This window comes from Streptomyces sp. NPDC050549, from assembly GCF_040655035.1.
GTDB lineage: Bacteria > Actinomycetota > Actinomycetes > Streptomycetales > Streptomycetaceae > Streptomyces.
Genome location: NZ_JBFAJD010000070.1, coordinates 15,288 through 30,280, shown reverse-complemented (window position 1 = coordinate 30,280; position 14,993 = coordinate 15,288). Strand labels below are relative to the sequence as shown.

Genomic DNA, 14,993 nt, shown 5'->3' with positions numbered 1-14,993 from the left:
CCCTCCGCGCGAAGTCCACGCCGAGTATGAGAAGTTGCGAATCGCCGCGTGAAATAAACGGTCAGAAGCCTGTCCGGAAAACGTGAGGCCCCTCATCACGGCCTGTTCCCAGTTGGTCGGGCGTCTGCGGAGGAACGCGAACCGGGAGTCGGGCAGATCACGGTCACGGATGGCCGCGAGCGAGAAGTTGTGCAGACCGGCGTGGAGCGCGGTGGCGATGGCCGTCGTCTGCATGCAGGCGCGGCACAGCGTGTGCGCGGCGTGAAAACGGAGATAGGGGCTCTTGATCCCGCCGACCAGGCTCTCCAACGCGTCGTAATGTGGCCCGTATTCGGGATATCCGCGCACCAGGTCGGCGCGCGTCCACGCGAGCGCGGTGGCGGGCAGCCAGGATGCGAAGGCCTCCTGCACGTTCGTGCTCGCTCGGGTCAGCAGCCCGGCCAACTCCCCGTACCGCACTTGCCCGGTGGCCTTGCCCAGCTCGTGGTAGACACGTGCGACAGCGCCGTAACTCGTCGAATCCTGCAGCTGCTTGTGGTGGGACTCGTGCGCCGACGCGAACTGCGTGCTCCTGGGATCGTCGCCGGGCTGGGATATCCACCAGCCGTCGTGGTCGAAGGCGCCCGAGGAGGTACCCATGTCAGGCCGCCCAGAAGCCGATGACGGCTTCTTCGCCGACGAGATGACTGACCACGACGGGGACCAGATGCTCCTCGTCGCGGCCGAGCACGGCGAGATCCGACCGCAGCCGCTCGCCCGAGGCGTAGTGGATCCAGCTTGCCATCGCCTGGCCCGCGGCGAAGCCGCATGGCAGCAGCAGAAGCGGATCGTCGCCCAGCCGCACACATAGGACGAAGGACTCGTGCTCCTCGTCACGTACGGCGATCAGCGCGTACCGCAGCGGATGACCGGACTCCAGCAGGACCGGCACGGTACGCCGGGGGAGGGTGTCGAACAGCGCCGTCGTCTCGCCCAGCGTGCGCAGCCTCGGCAGCCACGTGGCGGCCCAGGCTCTCTGAAGGCTGCACGCGAGCGAGTAGTTCACCACGACGCCTAGGTCGGTGCCCGCCGCCGGGATCTCGGCGAGCTGCCCCGGGTCGTCGACGACGAAGAGCTCCACCGGGCGCCCGGTGCGCTCGTCCGCCGGCACCAGGACGGCCACCACGGGAGTGAGGGGGGCGAGGTCTGTGAGATGGCCGATGTCGAGGTTGAACTGCACCCGCAGGCGTTCCAGGGAGCGGACGCAGACGTACACATGCGTACGAGGGGACGCGCCCGATGTCAGCGCGGTGACCCCGCGGTCGGCCCAGCGCCGGACCCTGGCCGGGCGGGGTGTGCGCAGCGTGAGATTCTCCAGCTCGAACAGACTCAACGCGTCCGTGCGGAAACTGCCGGGCGGCACGAAGATCCGCTCCGCCTCCGGGACGACCCCGCGCAGTGCCTTCAACGTCTCCTCACTGGCCGCCATCATATTCTCGATCGTCGGTGTGGCGAAGCCCAGTTCGCGCAGCGCGCTGGACGCCGTGGTGAATGTGACCGCCTGGAGCTGGTCCCAGACCTCGGTGCCGAAGGCGCCGACGCCCTTGATGTCGGCGGTGGCTGTGTGCCGCAACCGCTCCCACACTTCGGAGCCGAGGGCGTCGGCCAGCATCCGTTCCAACTCCGTCCACAGGACGGTGTTCTGCCCGCGCAGGGCGCGGAAACGGGCGTCGGGACTGTCCGAGTCGCGCAGGACCCGCGCGGGCGGGGAGAATCCCGCGAAGCCGTACTCGGCCAGCCGGTCCAGGATCGGCGTCTGCATGCACGCCATCAGCGCGCTGTCGATCGCGACGCCGTGCCAGTAGGGGCGCGACTCCGGATCCGGGCCGGTCCGCTGGGCGAGTTCATGGAAGCGGACGTACTCCGGATAGCCGGCGAGCAGCTCGTCCGGCGTCAGTTCGGAACGTGAGCAGATTCCGAAGACCGAGGCGTGGGTGGCGTACGCCTCATGGGTGGTACGACAGCGCTCGACCAGCTCTCTCAGCGTGTCCAGGTATGTCGGATCGCCGGTCTTGAGGTGGGCGACATGGAAGGCGAGCAGCGCCGTGCCCCAGGCGCTGGAGGCATTGAGCGCGGCATGCTCCGCCTCGTGCTGGGTGGGCATCATGGCGTGCAGGAGGCCGGTCCCGGCTATGTGGACCACGTTCCAGCCGCTGTAGGTGTACGAGCCGGTCATGACATGGGCGTCCGGACTGGTCAGGCCCAGGACATGCGATAGGTTGCCGTCCACCGGGACTCCTTTCCGCATGAGACGATCGTCGACGAACCGGCACGACGTCTCAGTTCCGGTCTCGGGCGGCCGACGGCGGTTGCACGCTCAGCGTGGTGCCGCTGCGCGCGGCGAAGGGGGAGTGGAGCACGGACGCTGCGAGTTCCTCGCCGAACTCCCTGAAGTCCTCGGCGTTGATCTGCGTCACGAGATCGTCGGGGAGGACGAACGGCCCGGGGCGCAGCCGTAGTTCGAGCCGGAGTCCCGCCTCTCCCGCCGTGACGGAACTGGCCGGCAGATACGCGACCGCGGGCAGGCAACGGGCCGCCAGCGTGACCGAGGTGGTGTCCGACACGGCGCCGGAGCCGACGATCGCCGCGGCCAACACCGCTTGCAGCAGCCGTTCCCGGTTGCCTGGTGTGCCGAGGTCGACCCAGCTCCGGTCGTCGGTCAGCTCCAGTCGCTCCTTCGTGTGTTCGCGTCCGCTCTCCCACGACAGTCCGCACACGCGGGTGACCGCGTGGATGAACTCACCGTCGTCCACGGTCGTCACCGTGGCGGCGATGCGCTCGAGTTCCGCGCGGTGCAGGAGGTCACCGTCCACCTGGGCGGCCTTCTTGAGGGCGTCGATCGAGTCGTCGGTCACTGTTCTGCGCTGCCTTTCGTCGGGTACGGCCGGTCGAGCCACCGGCGTACGCGGGCCAACTCCCCCTCGAAGCGCCCGGGATGGCGTTCGACGACCCGCTCGTAGTGGACGAGCGCCGCTGCCGCCAGCTCCCGGGCGTCCGTGGGACGCCCTGCCCGCGCCGACAGCAGGGCGAGGTTGTACGAGGTCGCCGCGAGCTGCGGCTCATAGGCGTCGGGGCGTGCGGTGGCCAGTTCCTCGCGCAGGGAAAGGGCCTGCGCGCCGACCTCCAGCGCCTCCTGCCGGTCGGTCGTCAGGGTGGCGAGGGTGTCCAACGCGTCGGCGCGTAGCGACAGATGGGCCGGTCGGTTGGCCTCGACCAGCGTGCCGGTGAGCCGCACCGCCTGCCGCGCGTGTGCGAGCGCGGTCACCGGGTCGCCCTGCCGGCCCGCCCGGATGGCCTGGTTGTTGAGGGCGGTGGCCAGTCCCGCCGTATGCCGTCGATCGGTGCTCGGCGGGAGAGCGCGGTACCGCTCCACGGCGGCGGCGCCCGCGGCGAGGGCTTCCGGGTGCCGGCCGGTGTCGCTCAGCAACAGGGCCAGAACGGCCTGTGCCTCGGCGAGTTCGGGCAGGAGCGCCGGATCGGTGGTACTCAGCGAGGAGTAGAGGCCGACCGCCTCCTCGGCCGCCGCCAGCGCCTCCTCCAGGTGTGCGCCCAGATAGCTGTGGCGCCCGGCGAACCGGCGGGCGAGCAGCGCGGCCTTGCGCGGATCGCCATCGGCGCGGGCGCGGTGCGCGGTGCGTGCCCACCGGGTGATGTCCGCCGCGAGTTTGGCCAGCACCATGCTGCGCTGGGGCAGCGCCGCCAACGCCCGCTCCAGCACGGCCGGTTCGGCGTCCCGGAGCGTGGCGGCGATCTCTGCGACGAACGCGGCGGGTTCCTCCAGGGCGAGCGTGGCGTCCAGCGCCAGCGGTGCCAATCGGCCCGGCTCGGTGCGCAGGGCAGCCGCGATACGGCCCTCCACACGGCGATCACGGGCGATCGCGCGCCCCAGGAGGGTGAGGGCCCTGACGGCCTGGGTGTCGGACACCGACCGCAGACACTCCAGGAAGTCCGGGTACCGGATCACCACCTGCGCGGCTTGGACCTCGCCGAGCCGGCGCGGCCGCAGGGCGTTGAGCGCGGCCGCCCCTTGGTACATCGACTGGGCCCAGCCGATGTACTTCTCCACTGTCCACCCCTCGGCCCCACGGAACGCCGGCAGCGCGCCCAACGTCCTGACCGCCTCGGTGTGGTCGGCGGCGCCGAAGAGAGTGGCGGCGGCGGCCGTCTGGTCGAACCGGCCGGGATCCGCGGGCGCCAGCTGAAACGCCTCTGCCGTGCGCCGCCAGTAGCCGCGTTCGAGATCCAGCAGGCGGCCGAAGACGTCGGGCCGCGCCCCTGACGAACCGTTCACCCGGCCTCCGTTCAGGTCCAACACACTTTCCAGCGCGGCGCCGTGCAGATCCAGCGGGCTCTCGAAGGCCTGCGGTGCGGGGGCTGGCGGTGGGACCGCGGGCAGGGCGATGTTCAGCCGGGTGGCGAAGACGTCCATGGCCCGGGCGAACTCCCGCTCGCGTGCTGCCTGTTCCAAGTCCGGCGCGGACAGCGACACGGTCTTGACACGGCCGTGCAGATCCGCCGCCCGGTCGTCGTCGACCTGGATCTGGTCGAGCCAGTCCCCGCCCGAGCGCGCGAGCAGCAGCAGCAGTACCGGCGGCGCCGAACCGGGCCGCCGGGCCAGGGCGGTGAAGGCGGCGGACAGTTCCTCCTGGCGCGACTCGGCGGCGTCGAACACGAGGAGGGTGGGCCGGACCAGACCGTGGATCCGCTCCAGGACCGACGGTGGGGTGCCCGGAGCGACGAGTCCCGCCGTCCACTTCTCGCTCCGCAGTCGCTCGCACACCTCGCGAGCCAGCCGGCTCTTGCCCTGCCCCGCGCCCCCAGTGAGCAGCAGCACAGAAGCCGACGCGGCCCCCTCGCACCAATCCAGCAGGATCTCCAACCCTCGCCGACCTGTGGGTTCTTCGAAGGGGACGACTTGATGCTCGGGGCGCAGCAGGGCGCTGGGCAGACCCCAGGGAGGCGCGGCGGGAGGGCGTTCCAGCAGCACGTCCAGCCGGAGGTCCGGAACCCACCGCTCCACTACGGCGGCCAGACGCTCCAGGTCCGTGTCGGCGGAGCGATGGTGCAGCCGTACGCCGTGTTGGTGAGCCAACTGCGCGATTTCCGGCGGGAGTTGCTCGGCCTGTGGGGCGGGCGCTCCGGTGACGTACACGGGGATGACGCGCAAGCCCTCCGTGAAGGCCAGTTCGATCTCCCGGCGTACCCAGTCCTCCGGCTGCCACAAGCGCCGTGCGCCCTCGGCGTCGCGGGTGTCCAGCCAGCTCTTGCCGATGACGGCGATCAGTACGGCGCACTCCTTGAGGCGGCCCAGGATCTGGTCCCGGAAGTCCCTGCCCGGAGTGTTGGAGCGACTGGCACGGAACACGTTGTCGGGGCCGAGCCGCTCCTTGAGGAGCCGGTCGATGAGTACGGCCACGTAGGGCTCGTCGGAGTTGCGGTAGTTGATGAAGACTCCGGTCACCCCGACGGCACCTCGCATCGAGTCGGATCGAGTTCGGCGAACGCTGCTCGTAGTGGCACATCACCTCCAATGATCCGCTATTGCCGGCGGGTTGGAAGCCGTTGCCCGGTGTTGCCTGTTGCCAGTCCGGCCTGACGATTGGCAACCCCTTCAGCCGAGTGCGGAGGGAGCAGACGCTGAAGACACTCACCAGGGGAGGTGGCAGCTCCGTGGAACGGATCCCGAGCGGAAACAAAGGCCTGATCGCCACAGTGGCGTGGCTGGTCAACGCGCACCAGCTGGTCGCCCTGTTCACCTACGCGGGACGGTCGGGCCACGGCACCGAGGTGGTCCTCGGCGGGATCGCCCTGTGGCTCCTGCTGCGCGGCGGATCGCGGTCCGACTCCCGATGAACCGGCCGTCGAGCGCGTCTTGTCCGGAGAGATCTTTTGTGTCACCGTTCAGCGACACCCCGTGTTCACGGCGGCGCAATCCCAAGGGCCGCTTCCCCGCCGTTGGCTCGGGGACGCCTCGTCGTGAGCCGGGAGCCGTCGTGGACGTCAGGGATTCCTTCGGACCAGCGCTTCGGCAGCGCCGGATGGCGGCCGGTGTGTCACTGGCCGTGCTGGCCGGCCAAACCCACTACAGCAAGGGCTACTTGAGCCGCGTGGAGACCGGGGGCAGGCGGCCCACGGCAGCGCTGGCCCGCCGCTGCGACGCGGCTCTGGGCGCCGAGGGCGAACTGGCCGCCCTCGTTCCCCCGGACCGCGCCGACGCCGGACCGACGGCTCCGGCGCCCGGCATCCAGAGCATCGTGGGCCTCGACATCCACGCGGGCCTCGAAGCCGACGCAGGCAACGACGACGAGATATGGATCATGGGCATGGGGCGAGGCGGTTCGATCTGGTTTCAACCCGCCGACCGGCGGCAGGCGGTCGGCATCGGCGCGGCCTCCCTGCTGTCGCTCGGCCTGGCGGCCCCCGGGGCGTCGACACCGAAAGGGCTGGACGCGGAGACCATGGTGTCCACGTTCGCCGAACTCTTCCCACTCGTGCGGCGCCTGGGCCAGCGGGCGAGTCCCGCCGCCGTCCTGCCCTCGCTCATCGCCCAGACCCACACCCTCGAGACGGTCGCCGAACACGCCGACGGCCGTTGGCGGTCGGAGAGTTACCTGCTTGCCTCCCGCTATGCCGAGTACGCGGGCTGGATGGCGCAGGAGGCCGGACGCGACGACATGGCGATGTGGTGGACCGACCGGGCCGTGGTCCTCGCCAAACGGGGCGGTGACCTCGAACTCGCCGCCTACGGACTCGTCCGCCACGCCCTGATCAGGATGAATGCCGGCGACGCCCTGGCCACGATCGCCTTGGCCCAGCGGGCCCAGACGGCACCTGCGGCGGGCCCCCGGGTCCGGGGACTGGCCGCCCTGCGCGAGGCACAGGGACACGCACTGGCCGGCGCCTACGGGGAGTGCCGGCACGCGCTGGACCGGGCACGCTCCCTGCTCGACGACTCGGCGGGCGACGAATCCACCCGCGTCCTGGGCACGTCGAGCGGCGGGGATCCGGTGTCGCTGGCCACCGCCGGATGCCTGTACGACCTCGGCAGGCCCGCCGAGGCGGCCGAGATGTTCGACCGGGAACTGAGCGCCATACCCGACGAGTCCCGTCGGCTCAAGACCCGTTGGGAGACCCGGCAGACTCTCGCGCGGGCGGCCGCGGGGGACATCGACCACGCCTGTGCGCTGCTGCGTGAGCTCCTCCCCGGTTTCGCCGCCACCGCTTCCTGGAGCATACGGACCGATCTCCTGGCTCTCGCCCGCGTGTTGGCCCGCCGCTGCGACCAGCCCGCGGTGCGGGACGTGTACCCCCTACTCACCTCGATGCTGCACACCCCGCATCCCGACGACCGTGCGAGTGGATCATGACCGGTGACGCCAGGCCCGACGGCAACGAGAAGGACCCGTGGGACGAGGATCATCTCGCCTTCTTCCTCGACGGCTTGACGGGCAGTACGGGCGCGTACCGCCCCCGCCGGTTCGAGTTGCGCGGCGACGGCAAGGACGGAGTACGCGACCGGGTGCTGCACGCGCACGAAGCGCATCACGCGATGCTGAACGACAGCACCACCTGGGGGATCGCGCTGCATCTGTCCGCACGGTACAGGCCGTGGCAGGCGCTCGGTCTGCCCCTGCGTGACGCCTGCCGGACCGTGCACGAGTCCTTCGCCACCTTTATGAGCGTCAGTGCGGTCTCCGGCCGATTCCCGCAGGCGGAACGCGTGTTGGAGCATTACCCGGACTACCAGCCCCTGTACGTCCGTACGGCCGCCGCGGTGGCGCAGGTGACCGGACCGCACCGACAGGCCCTGGCCGTCTCGGCGTTGGCCCGGGCCAGCATGCAGACGCCGGTCCTGCAACGGCTGTCGGAGACATGGCCAGACGGGTTCATGCTCAGCCTGTTGCGCGAGGTCGACCGGCCGGACGGGCGCTGGAACCGGCTGCTGCGCGGCGACCGTGGCGCGCTCATGGGGGCGGCCGCGAAGGCCGTCGACCAAGAGGTCGCCACTGCCTTCGGAGACGAGGCGCTGACGGCCGACATGCCCGGAGCCGATCCGTCCGCCGCCGTGGCCGACGCCTTCGACGACGCCTGGGAACGGTGGGAGGACCTCATCTACCGCAGGGTAGCGGAGGAGTTGCGGGGCATGGGGGCCACCGTGCTGCCCTTCCTCGGCGGGCGTGCGGAGGCCGTCGAACTGGCGGACCGAATCCAGGCGGACGACCCCGACGGTCCCCCCGTGCGCGTTCAGCCACCGGATATCCCGCACGTCGACGACGCCACGTTCGAGGCCTCGCTCGTCCGCCAGGCACGCCACTGGATCGTGCCGGAGCCGAGGGCCGCCCAACTCATCACCTTGGGGCCCGACGTGGACCCCGAAGAGGTCGTCAGAGTCATCGACGCGAGCGCGCGGATCGCGGGCCGTCCGTCCCTGGTGACCGCGGTCCGCCTCCCCGCACGACTCCTGGAGGGCTACGCCTTCGACGCCAGGGCTGAGGAGACGCTCGCCCGCCTTGAGGGACCCGCCGTTGCCCTCCGTGCGGTGGCGGACGACGGAGCGGGAGGCGACGCCGTATGGCACACCCTGCTGCGGGAGCCGGCCGATCTCCACCGGCTGGCGGAGCTCTGGGCGGACCGTGGCCCGCTGCTGCACTGTGTCGCCGCCAGTTGTTTGTTCGACCGTGGCTGGCAGTCCGCCTGGCTGCCCGCGCTGGAGGAAACCGGCAGGCTCTTCGTGCTGTTGGACGTCGGGGTCGTGTCCGTCCTGCCGTCGTGGCCCGACGGCACTGTGCTCAGCGGCCTCTACCTTGACCTCGGCGGCTCGGACTGGAACCGGCGCGGTCTGCTCCTGGCCTCCGATCACCACACCGGGGTGTGGCTCGCGGTCGGCGACGACACGGGCATGGAGACCCTGGTCAGCCAGCTGTCCCACACGGAGTCGCTGCACCTGCGCATGGAGGGAGCCGACTGGACAGACTGGGCCGAGTCGCTGCAACCGATGCTCGTCCATCTCTTCGCCACCGAGTCCTTCTTCGACGCCGCCGCGCTGGAGCCATCTCCCGACGGCACGTGACGGAGACGACAGCACGAGGAAGGGGACCGGGGCACGGTCACCCAGCAGCTCACGCAGGTCGAACCGCACGTAGTCCGGGCTGGACCTCGTAGGGATGCACGCGACGGATCAGTGAGCGGTTGGTAGCGCTCCGGCATGACCGCACGCGAGCATCGTGTCGTCGTTGAAGGAACCCGGATCACCACACCCCGGCTCGTCCTACGGTCCTGGACCGTCGAGGACGCGGCGGACGCCCTGCGAATCTACGGCGCCGCGGACGTCGCCCAGTAGCTGGCCCCGGCCATGGCGCGGGTGTCCGACGCGGCTGCCATGCGGACCGTCCTGGAACAGTGGGGCGCCGGAACGCTGGAGGTCCCGCAGGGCCGGTGGGCGATCGAGGTCTTCGCCGCCTACGCCAGCACGGCCGGCCGCGCCCTGGTGGACCGCGAGCTCTACCTGCCCACGTCCTGGACCGACGATCGCGACCGCTGCCGCGCGGCCAAGGTCCCCGATCAGCGGGAGTTCGCCACCAAGAACACCCTCGCGGCGACGATCGTTCGCAGGGCGCTGGCCTCGCCGCTGCCGATCGCCTGGGTCACGGCGGACGCCGCTTATGGACGGGACAACCGCTTCCGCCGGATGGTGGAGACATCCGGCGTCGGCTATGTCCTGGCCGTCCCCAGGTCCCAGTTCTCCCTGGCCGGCCCACGCATCGACAGGGCCTTCGAGCAGGCCCCCGACCAGGCATGGGAATGAGAGACGGGAAAGCCCCAGGGCCAGGACGAAGTAGACCCCGACCCGGGACGGGAGCGTACGCACTCGGACCTGAACAGTCTTGGTCTCGTCGAGGACGTGATCAACGAGCTCGAAGGGTATGTGCTGAGTCAGCCCGCCAAGATGACCAGGCGCGAAGGCGCCCGCTGCGACAGTGGTGGTACGGGTCAAGGTGCAGGTGGAGAGCTGACTCGACAACGGGTCTCCTGGTCAAGAAGGTCTTGGTCGACCTTCTCCTATCAGGGAAACCGCGGCCTGGAGGGCCGGAACCATCCATCTCGGCAACGGACTTGACGTGGTGGCCGTGGCGTTAACTTCGTGGCATTGGCCTTTAGCCCCGACAGCCGCACCCTCTACGCCGGCAGCACCCATGTCCCGCTCCAGCGTTACGTGGTGGATCCAGGCCGCGCCGTCTCCCTGGTGTGTGCCCGGTCCGGTGGCACCGACCTGACTCGAGCCCAGTGGCGCACGTACTTCCCCGAGGCGCCGTACCGCCGCCTGTGTACGTAGCTCGGTATGAAGAAGGCGATTTCTGGGTGCGAAAGCGATCTCAGTACAGTCGGACAGGCAGTTTTTCGAAGGCGACCAGCCGGTCGGTGCGGACCTCCAAGGGAGCGCCGGCGAGTTCGACCGAGGAGTACCGCTCGGCGACGAGGCCGAGGATCGCGCTGGTCTCGGCCCGCGCCAGCAGCTGTCCGGCGCAGGCGTGGGTGCCGAGGCCGAAGGTCAGGTTCCGGCTCGCGTCCGGCGGTCGGTTGTAGTCGAACTCGTTGGCGTTCTCGAACACCGAGGGGTCCCGGTTCGCGGCGCCGATCGGGTACTTGATGCAGGAACCGGCGGGGATGTGGACGCCCTGGATCTCGATGTCCTCGTTCGGGAAGCGGGTGATGATGAGCTCCACCGGGTTCAGGCGTGCCAGTTCATTGATGAAGGCGTCCCGGATCTCGGGCCGCCGGCCGAACTCCGCCATCAGGTCCGGTCGTTCGGCGAACAGCTTGAATCCGGCGCCGATGAGGTAGGCGGGGTTCGGGCCGCCCGACATGTACAGCAGCACCGTGGTCTCCAGGACCTCCCGCCAGGTGAGTTCACCGCGCCCGTGAGCTGCGAGGAGTTCGTCGACCAAGCCGTTCCCGGCCTCCTCGGCGGTCTGCTTCTCCCGCACGTACCGCTCGGTCTCGGCGAATATGAAGTTCATGCCGGCCAGCGACCTGGCGTGGATGCCCTCTCCCGGCGCGGTCGCGTTGATGAGCATCGCGTCCCACAGCGCCCAGAACATCCCCTCCACATCCCCCACGGGCATGTCGAGGATGCGGCACATCGTCAGATGGGTCGGCAGTACGCCGAGGTCGAAGTGGGCGTCCACCACCTCGCCGGGGCTGAGCCGGTCGAGCGCCTCGACCGTGAAGTCATGCGTCAGCCGCGCCCAGGTGCCGATCTTCTTCGGTGTCAGCCAGCGGTTCGTCAACCGCCGCATCCTGGTGTGTTCGGGCGCGTCCTTCGACAGGACCGTGTTGTCGAAAGCGGTCCACGGGTGCGGCGGCGCGCCGGGGACGGCGAAGGACGGCGGTTCCGCGATCCGCATACACGGAAGTTTCGCGTTGTGCATGGTGTCCGCGTGGTTCAGTACCACGTAGGTGTTCTCCGTCGTCCGGTGCACCGGCGCGATCGCCCGAGCCCGCTCGTACGCCGGGTACGGATCGGCCCGGAACCCCTCTTCGTTCCACGGGAACAGGGCTCCGGCGTCCTCGATGGTCAAGCTCATGGTCACTCCTTCGGATCTGGTCGGGCGGGGGCGGGTTCAGGCGGCCACAAGGGTCAGGAGGTCGCGGGCCCAGGCTTCGGCGAGGTCGGTGGCCGGGGTCGTCGAAGCGGCGTCGTGCCTGGCCGTGGTCCCGATCTGCTCCGCGCCGAGTTCCAGGAGAGCCGTACGGAGGGTCTCGATGGCGTTGTTGAACGTTTCGTAGACGCTGTCGCCCAGGCCGAACGCGGCGAACCGCACACCGGTCAGGTCGGGGCGCTCCGTGACGAGCGCGTCGTAGAAGGGCGCCGCCGTCTCCGGCAGTCCGCCCTCCCCGTAGGTGGAGCTCACGAACACGGCGATCTCCATGGCCGCCAGGTCGGACACTTCGACATCGGTCAGTTCCGAGGTGACGGCTTCGAATCCCTGCTCGCCGAACGCGGTGGCGATGTCGTCGGCGACCATCTCCGCGTTGCCCGACTCGGTTCCGAACAGGACGTGTACGACGGTCATGTCACTTCTCCTGGGTTGTCGATGGCCCGGTCGTGGCCAGCGGTGTGGAAGGGAGGACGGCGGAATCCGCCGCCGCGGCGAGGAGTTCGTCCCTGGTGGTGAACTTGGTCCGGCATCTGTCGGGTCGGGCGCGCCGGATCTCTGCGTCGTCGATGCGCCGCCACGCCTCGAAGTCCACCGCCGAGGCGGGCAGTTGCCTGCGCAGACCGTCCAGGCCCGCACGGGGCCGGTGCTCCCGGCCGCGGAGGAAGGCGAGGATGTCCTTCACCGTGTCCGCCGCGAGCTTCCGGTTCTCCGCGAGATTGCCCAGTCGTCCGGTGGCCGGACCGCCCACCCGGAACACGTTCGGCGCCTGGAGGCCGTCGAACCGCGCCGCGTGTGTCGCGGAGGAGTCGAACCCGAGTGCCGTGATGACGGCGTCGGCGTCGAGATGGTCGACCGTACCGATGTCACCGGCGCGGTGCGTCGTCACGCGTATCCGACCGTCGTGCCGACGGATCGAGGCCGGGACCCGTTCGAAGCGCACGTCCACCGTCGTCCGCGGAGACACCGCGGGCTCACCGAAGAGAGGTGCGCCGTCCACGCTCACGTGGACACCCACGACCTGGGCGAGTTCCTTCACCATCGACGCGTCCCACTTCGCCAGATGTGACGGACATCGCCCCAGGATGTGGATGGTCCGGACGGGGTCCGGTGTCACCGCGCGCAGAGCGTCGTCGTCGATGTCGGACGCGATGAAGTCGAGGTCGGACTTGACCAGGAGTCGTGCCACATCCACCGCGACGTTTCCGGTGCCGAGGATGACCACCTCGGAGCCGAGACTGTCGAGCCCGTCCGACCGGTGCCGCAGGCGGGCGTCCGGGTCCGAGTTCAGGAGCCGGATCAGGTCTCCGGCGCCGACGACCCGGACGTCCGGATCCTGGTCGATGTCCAGTCGCCGGTCCGCCCCCAGCCCGGTGGCGAGTACGACCGCGTGGAAGTTCTCGGCAAGCGACTCGAAGCCGACGTCGGTCCCGACGGACACGTTTCCGACGAACTCCACTCCCGGCTGTGCGAAGACCCGCTCGAACTGACGCGACACGGCTTTGGCGCCCTGGTGGTCGGGTGCGATGCCGTACCGGACCAACCCGAAGGGCGTCGGCAGGGAGTCGAGGACGACGATCTCGACGTCCGGCTGTGACTTGCGTAGAGCCTGGGCCGTGTAACACCCGCTGGGGCCGGCGCCGACGACCGCGACCCGGAACGGGACTGCCTCGCCGGTGGCGCCGGCCGACCGGTTCGGCACTGTCTCTGCCGGTGTTCTCATGGCTACCTCAGTTGCTGCGGAAGGGGTTCGACAGGCGTGATCAACGATAGCTAACTAACGATAGTTAGCACAGAGGGCGCCGACCTCGGTCTCGCGAAGGACGTGATCGCTTGGCTGAGGTCGGCCGCCGTCAGCGGAGAGCCGTCACAGTTCCTGGCGGCCGATGCGCTGGTAGACCTCGGGGCGTCGACCGCGCAGAACTCGCGCGTGGACCATCCCGACGAGGAACAGGGCGAAGGTGAACAACAGGAAGAACGACGTGACGACGCCGGAGCCACCGAGCAGGTCCGAGTAGTTCGCCACCGCGAGGTACGCCACCACGCCGATACCGGCGGCCGACACGAGCGGTGCCACCGCGGTCTTCCATGCGGGCTCCGAGGACGGGTTGCGGCGGAAGAAGAAGAACACCGCCACGCTCGCCGCGAACAGGAGCAGCAGGATCGCGAAGGATCCGATGCCGGACGCACGCGCGTACAGGACGTTCGGGTCGCTGCCCAGCGCGACGAACAGGACCACTCCGATCGCCCACAGCGCACCGATGAGGGACGCGGCCACGTACGGCGACCCGTGCCTCGGGTGCACCTTGCCCAGCGCCTTCGGCACGACCCTGTCGGTTCCGAGGGAGTACATGTACCGTGCCGCGACGTTGTGGATGGACAGCATCGACGCCAGGATCGAGGTCATCAGCAGGACGGTGACGACGTCCACCACGGTCTTGCCGACCAGCGCGGCCATCGAGTCGGTGAACAGCCCGCCGAGGTTGGCCGTGGCTACCGACTGTGTCTTGTCGGCACCGGTGGAGGCGATGTAGGCCCATGCGGCCAGTGCGTAGAAGACACCGACGCCCGCGACGGAGAGGTAGGTGGCCCGGGGGATGGTCCGGTCGGGGTCCTTGACCTCCTCGCGGAAGATGACGGTGGCCTCGAAGCCGAAGAAGTTGCCGACCACGAACAGGAGGGCGAGACCGAGGTTGGGGTCGGTGACCCATGGCAGGCCCAGCGAGGCACCTCCGGTGCCGGACGGGGCCCCGTGCGCGAACGACGCGATGTCGAAGACGACGACGACCACGACTTCGAGCGCCATGACGGCGGTCAGTACCTTCGCCGAGAGGTCGATGCGCCGGTAGGCCAGCGCGGTGGTCACCGCGACGATCGCCAGCGCATACCAGCCCCAGCCGATGTGCGGACCGCCGAGGTTCTTCTCCACGTAGCTCTGGATGGTGATCGCGAAGAACGGCGGGGCGAAGAACCCGATCATGAAGTAGCCGAACGTCGCCAGGAACGCGCCGCCCAGACCGGCCGAGCGGCCGAGGCCCTGTGTCACGAAGGCGTAGAAGCCGCCGGGGTTGGGTACGGTGCGGCCCATCAGGGTGAAGCCGACGCAGAAGGCCAGGAGTATGACCGTGGCCACGATGTAGATCGCCGGCCCGGTCTTGCCGCCGTACATCAGCAGCACGGGGATGAACCCCGCCACAGTCGTCAGCGGCGCGGAGAACGCGAGCACGCTCATGGCGAGCTCTCCGACGCCCATGTTGCCCCGCAGTCGTCGCGGCTGCTCCACGACTTCCGCCTTTC

The 14,993-nt window shown here is 69.7% G+C and carries 13 protein-coding genes and 2 pseudogenes; 6 read left to right on the top strand and 9 right to left on the bottom strand.

The window, feature by feature from the left end:
• The 4 genes from AB0I51_RS46205 to AB0I51_RS46190 form a co-directional block, all read right to left on the bottom strand.
• Positions 1-639: hypothetical protein (locus AB0I51_RS46205; protein WP_362985161.1), on the bottom strand; the 639-nt coding region annotated here is incomplete at its 3' end.
• Between the two features lies 1 nt (position 640).
• On the bottom strand, positions 641-2,269 hold the full coding sequence (locus AB0I51_RS46200; protein WP_362985160.1) for a hypothetical protein: 1,629 nt from the start codon (positions 2,267-2,269) through the stop codon (positions 641-643).
• Positions 2,270-2,318: 49 nt separating this feature from the next.
• The gene (locus AB0I51_RS46195) at positions 2,319-2,894 is read right to left on the bottom strand and encodes a hypothetical protein (RefSeq protein WP_362985158.1); all 576 of its coding nucleotides are present in this window, start codon (positions 2,892-2,894) and stop codon (positions 2,319-2,321) included.
• Positions 2,891-5,500, bottom strand: coding sequence for a toll/interleukin-1 receptor domain-containing protein (locus AB0I51_RS46190; RefSeq protein ID WP_362985156.1), 2,610 nt, complete (start codon positions 5,498-5,500; stop codon positions 2,891-2,893). Before AB0I51_RS46190 ends, AB0I51_RS46195 begins: the two co-directional genes overlap by 4 nt.
• Before the next feature lie 209 nt (positions 5,501-5,709).
• Between AB0I51_RS46190 and AB0I51_RS46185 the strand changes: the two genes are divergently transcribed.
• From AB0I51_RS46185 to AB0I51_RS46165, 5 genes and pseudogenes are all read left to right on the top strand, one after another.
• Complete coding sequence (locus AB0I51_RS46185; protein WP_362985154.1) at positions 5,710-5,892, top strand: hypothetical protein; 183 nt, start codon at positions 5,710-5,712, stop codon at positions 5,890-5,892.
• 140 nt (positions 5,893-6,032) lie between these two features.
• On the top strand, positions 6,033-7,406 hold the full coding sequence (locus tag AB0I51_RS46180) for a helix-turn-helix transcriptional regulator (RefSeq protein WP_362985152.1): 1,374 nt from the start codon (positions 6,033-6,035) through the stop codon (positions 7,404-7,406).
• Complete coding sequence (locus AB0I51_RS46175) at positions 7,403-9,109, top strand: hypothetical protein (protein ID WP_362985150.1); 1,707 nt, start codon at positions 7,403-7,405, stop codon at positions 9,107-9,109. The genes AB0I51_RS46180 and AB0I51_RS46175 overlap by 4 nt, the downstream gene beginning before the upstream one ends.
• A gap of 135 nt (positions 9,110-9,244) precedes the next feature.
• Positions 9,245-9,379, top strand: coding sequence for a hypothetical protein (locus tag AB0I51_RS46170; protein ID WP_362985148.1), 135 nt, complete (start codon positions 9,245-9,247; stop codon positions 9,377-9,379).
• 102 nt (positions 9,380-9,481) lie between these two features.
• A pseudogene (locus AB0I51_RS46165) lies at positions 9,482-9,838 on the top strand (transposase); the annotation flags it as partial.
• A gap of 15 nt (positions 9,839-9,853) precedes the next feature.
• Here the strand turns inward: AB0I51_RS46165 and AB0I51_RS46160 are convergent.
• Positions 9,854-10,060: pseudogene (locus tag AB0I51_RS46160) on the bottom strand (transposase domain-containing protein); the annotation flags it as partial.
• 120 nt (positions 10,061-10,180) lie between these two features.
• Between AB0I51_RS46160 and AB0I51_RS46155 the strand changes: the two are divergent.
• The gene (locus tag AB0I51_RS46155) at positions 10,181-10,372 is read left to right on the top strand and encodes a hypothetical protein (protein ID WP_362985146.1); all 192 of its coding nucleotides are present in this window, start codon (positions 10,181-10,183) and stop codon (positions 10,370-10,372) included.
• A gap of 40 nt (positions 10,373-10,412) precedes the next feature.
• Here the strand turns inward: AB0I51_RS46155 and AB0I51_RS46150 are convergent, their stop codons facing one another.
• The 4 genes from AB0I51_RS46150 to AB0I51_RS46135 form a co-directional block, all read right to left on the bottom strand.
• Positions 10,413-11,624 (bottom strand): cytochrome P450, encoded by a 1,212-nt coding sequence (locus AB0I51_RS46150; protein WP_362985144.1) that lies wholly within the window; start codon positions 11,622-11,624, stop codon positions 10,413-10,415.
• Positions 11,625-11,660: 36 nt separating this feature from the next.
• Positions 11,661-12,113: a flavodoxin domain-containing protein gene (locus tag AB0I51_RS46145; RefSeq protein WP_362985142.1), complete on the bottom strand. Its 453-nt coding sequence runs from the start codon at positions 12,111-12,113 to the stop codon at positions 11,661-11,663.
• A gap of 1 nt (position 12,114) precedes the next feature.
• Positions 12,115-13,419 carry an FAD-dependent oxidoreductase gene (locus tag AB0I51_RS46140; protein WP_362985140.1) on the bottom strand — a complete coding sequence of 435 codons (1,305 nt, stop codon included), beginning with the start codon at positions 13,417-13,419 and terminating at the stop codon, positions 12,115-12,117.
• A 144-nt stretch (positions 13,420-13,563) separates the two neighbouring features.
• On the bottom strand, positions 13,564-14,979 hold the full coding sequence (locus AB0I51_RS46135) for an APC family permease (RefSeq protein WP_362985139.1): 1,416 nt from the start codon (positions 14,977-14,979) through the stop codon (positions 13,564-13,566).
• Positions 14,980-14,993 lie beyond the last annotated feature (14 nt).

What these genes read in the sequence shown, in the direction of transcription:
- AB0I51_RS46175 (WP_362985150.1), top strand. Translation starts at nt 7,403, where the DNA reads ATGACCGGTGACGCCAGGCCCGACGGCAACGAGAAGGACCCGTGGGAC.
- AB0I51_RS46170 (WP_362985148.1), top strand. Translation starts at nt 9,245, where the DNA reads ATGACCGCACGCGAGCATCGTGTCGTCGTTGAAGGAACCCGGATCACC.
- AB0I51_RS46150 (WP_362985144.1), bottom strand. Translation starts at nt 11,624, where the DNA reads ATGAGCTTGACCATCGAGGACGCCGGAGCCCTGTTCCCGTGGAACGAA.
- AB0I51_RS46145 (WP_362985142.1), bottom strand. Translation starts at nt 12,113, where the DNA reads ATGACCGTCGTACACGTCCTGTTCGGAACCGAGTCGGGCAACGCGGAG.
- AB0I51_RS46140 (WP_362985140.1), bottom strand. Translation starts at nt 13,419, where the DNA reads ATGAGAACACCGGCAGAGACAGTGCCGAACCGGTCGGCCGGCGCCACC.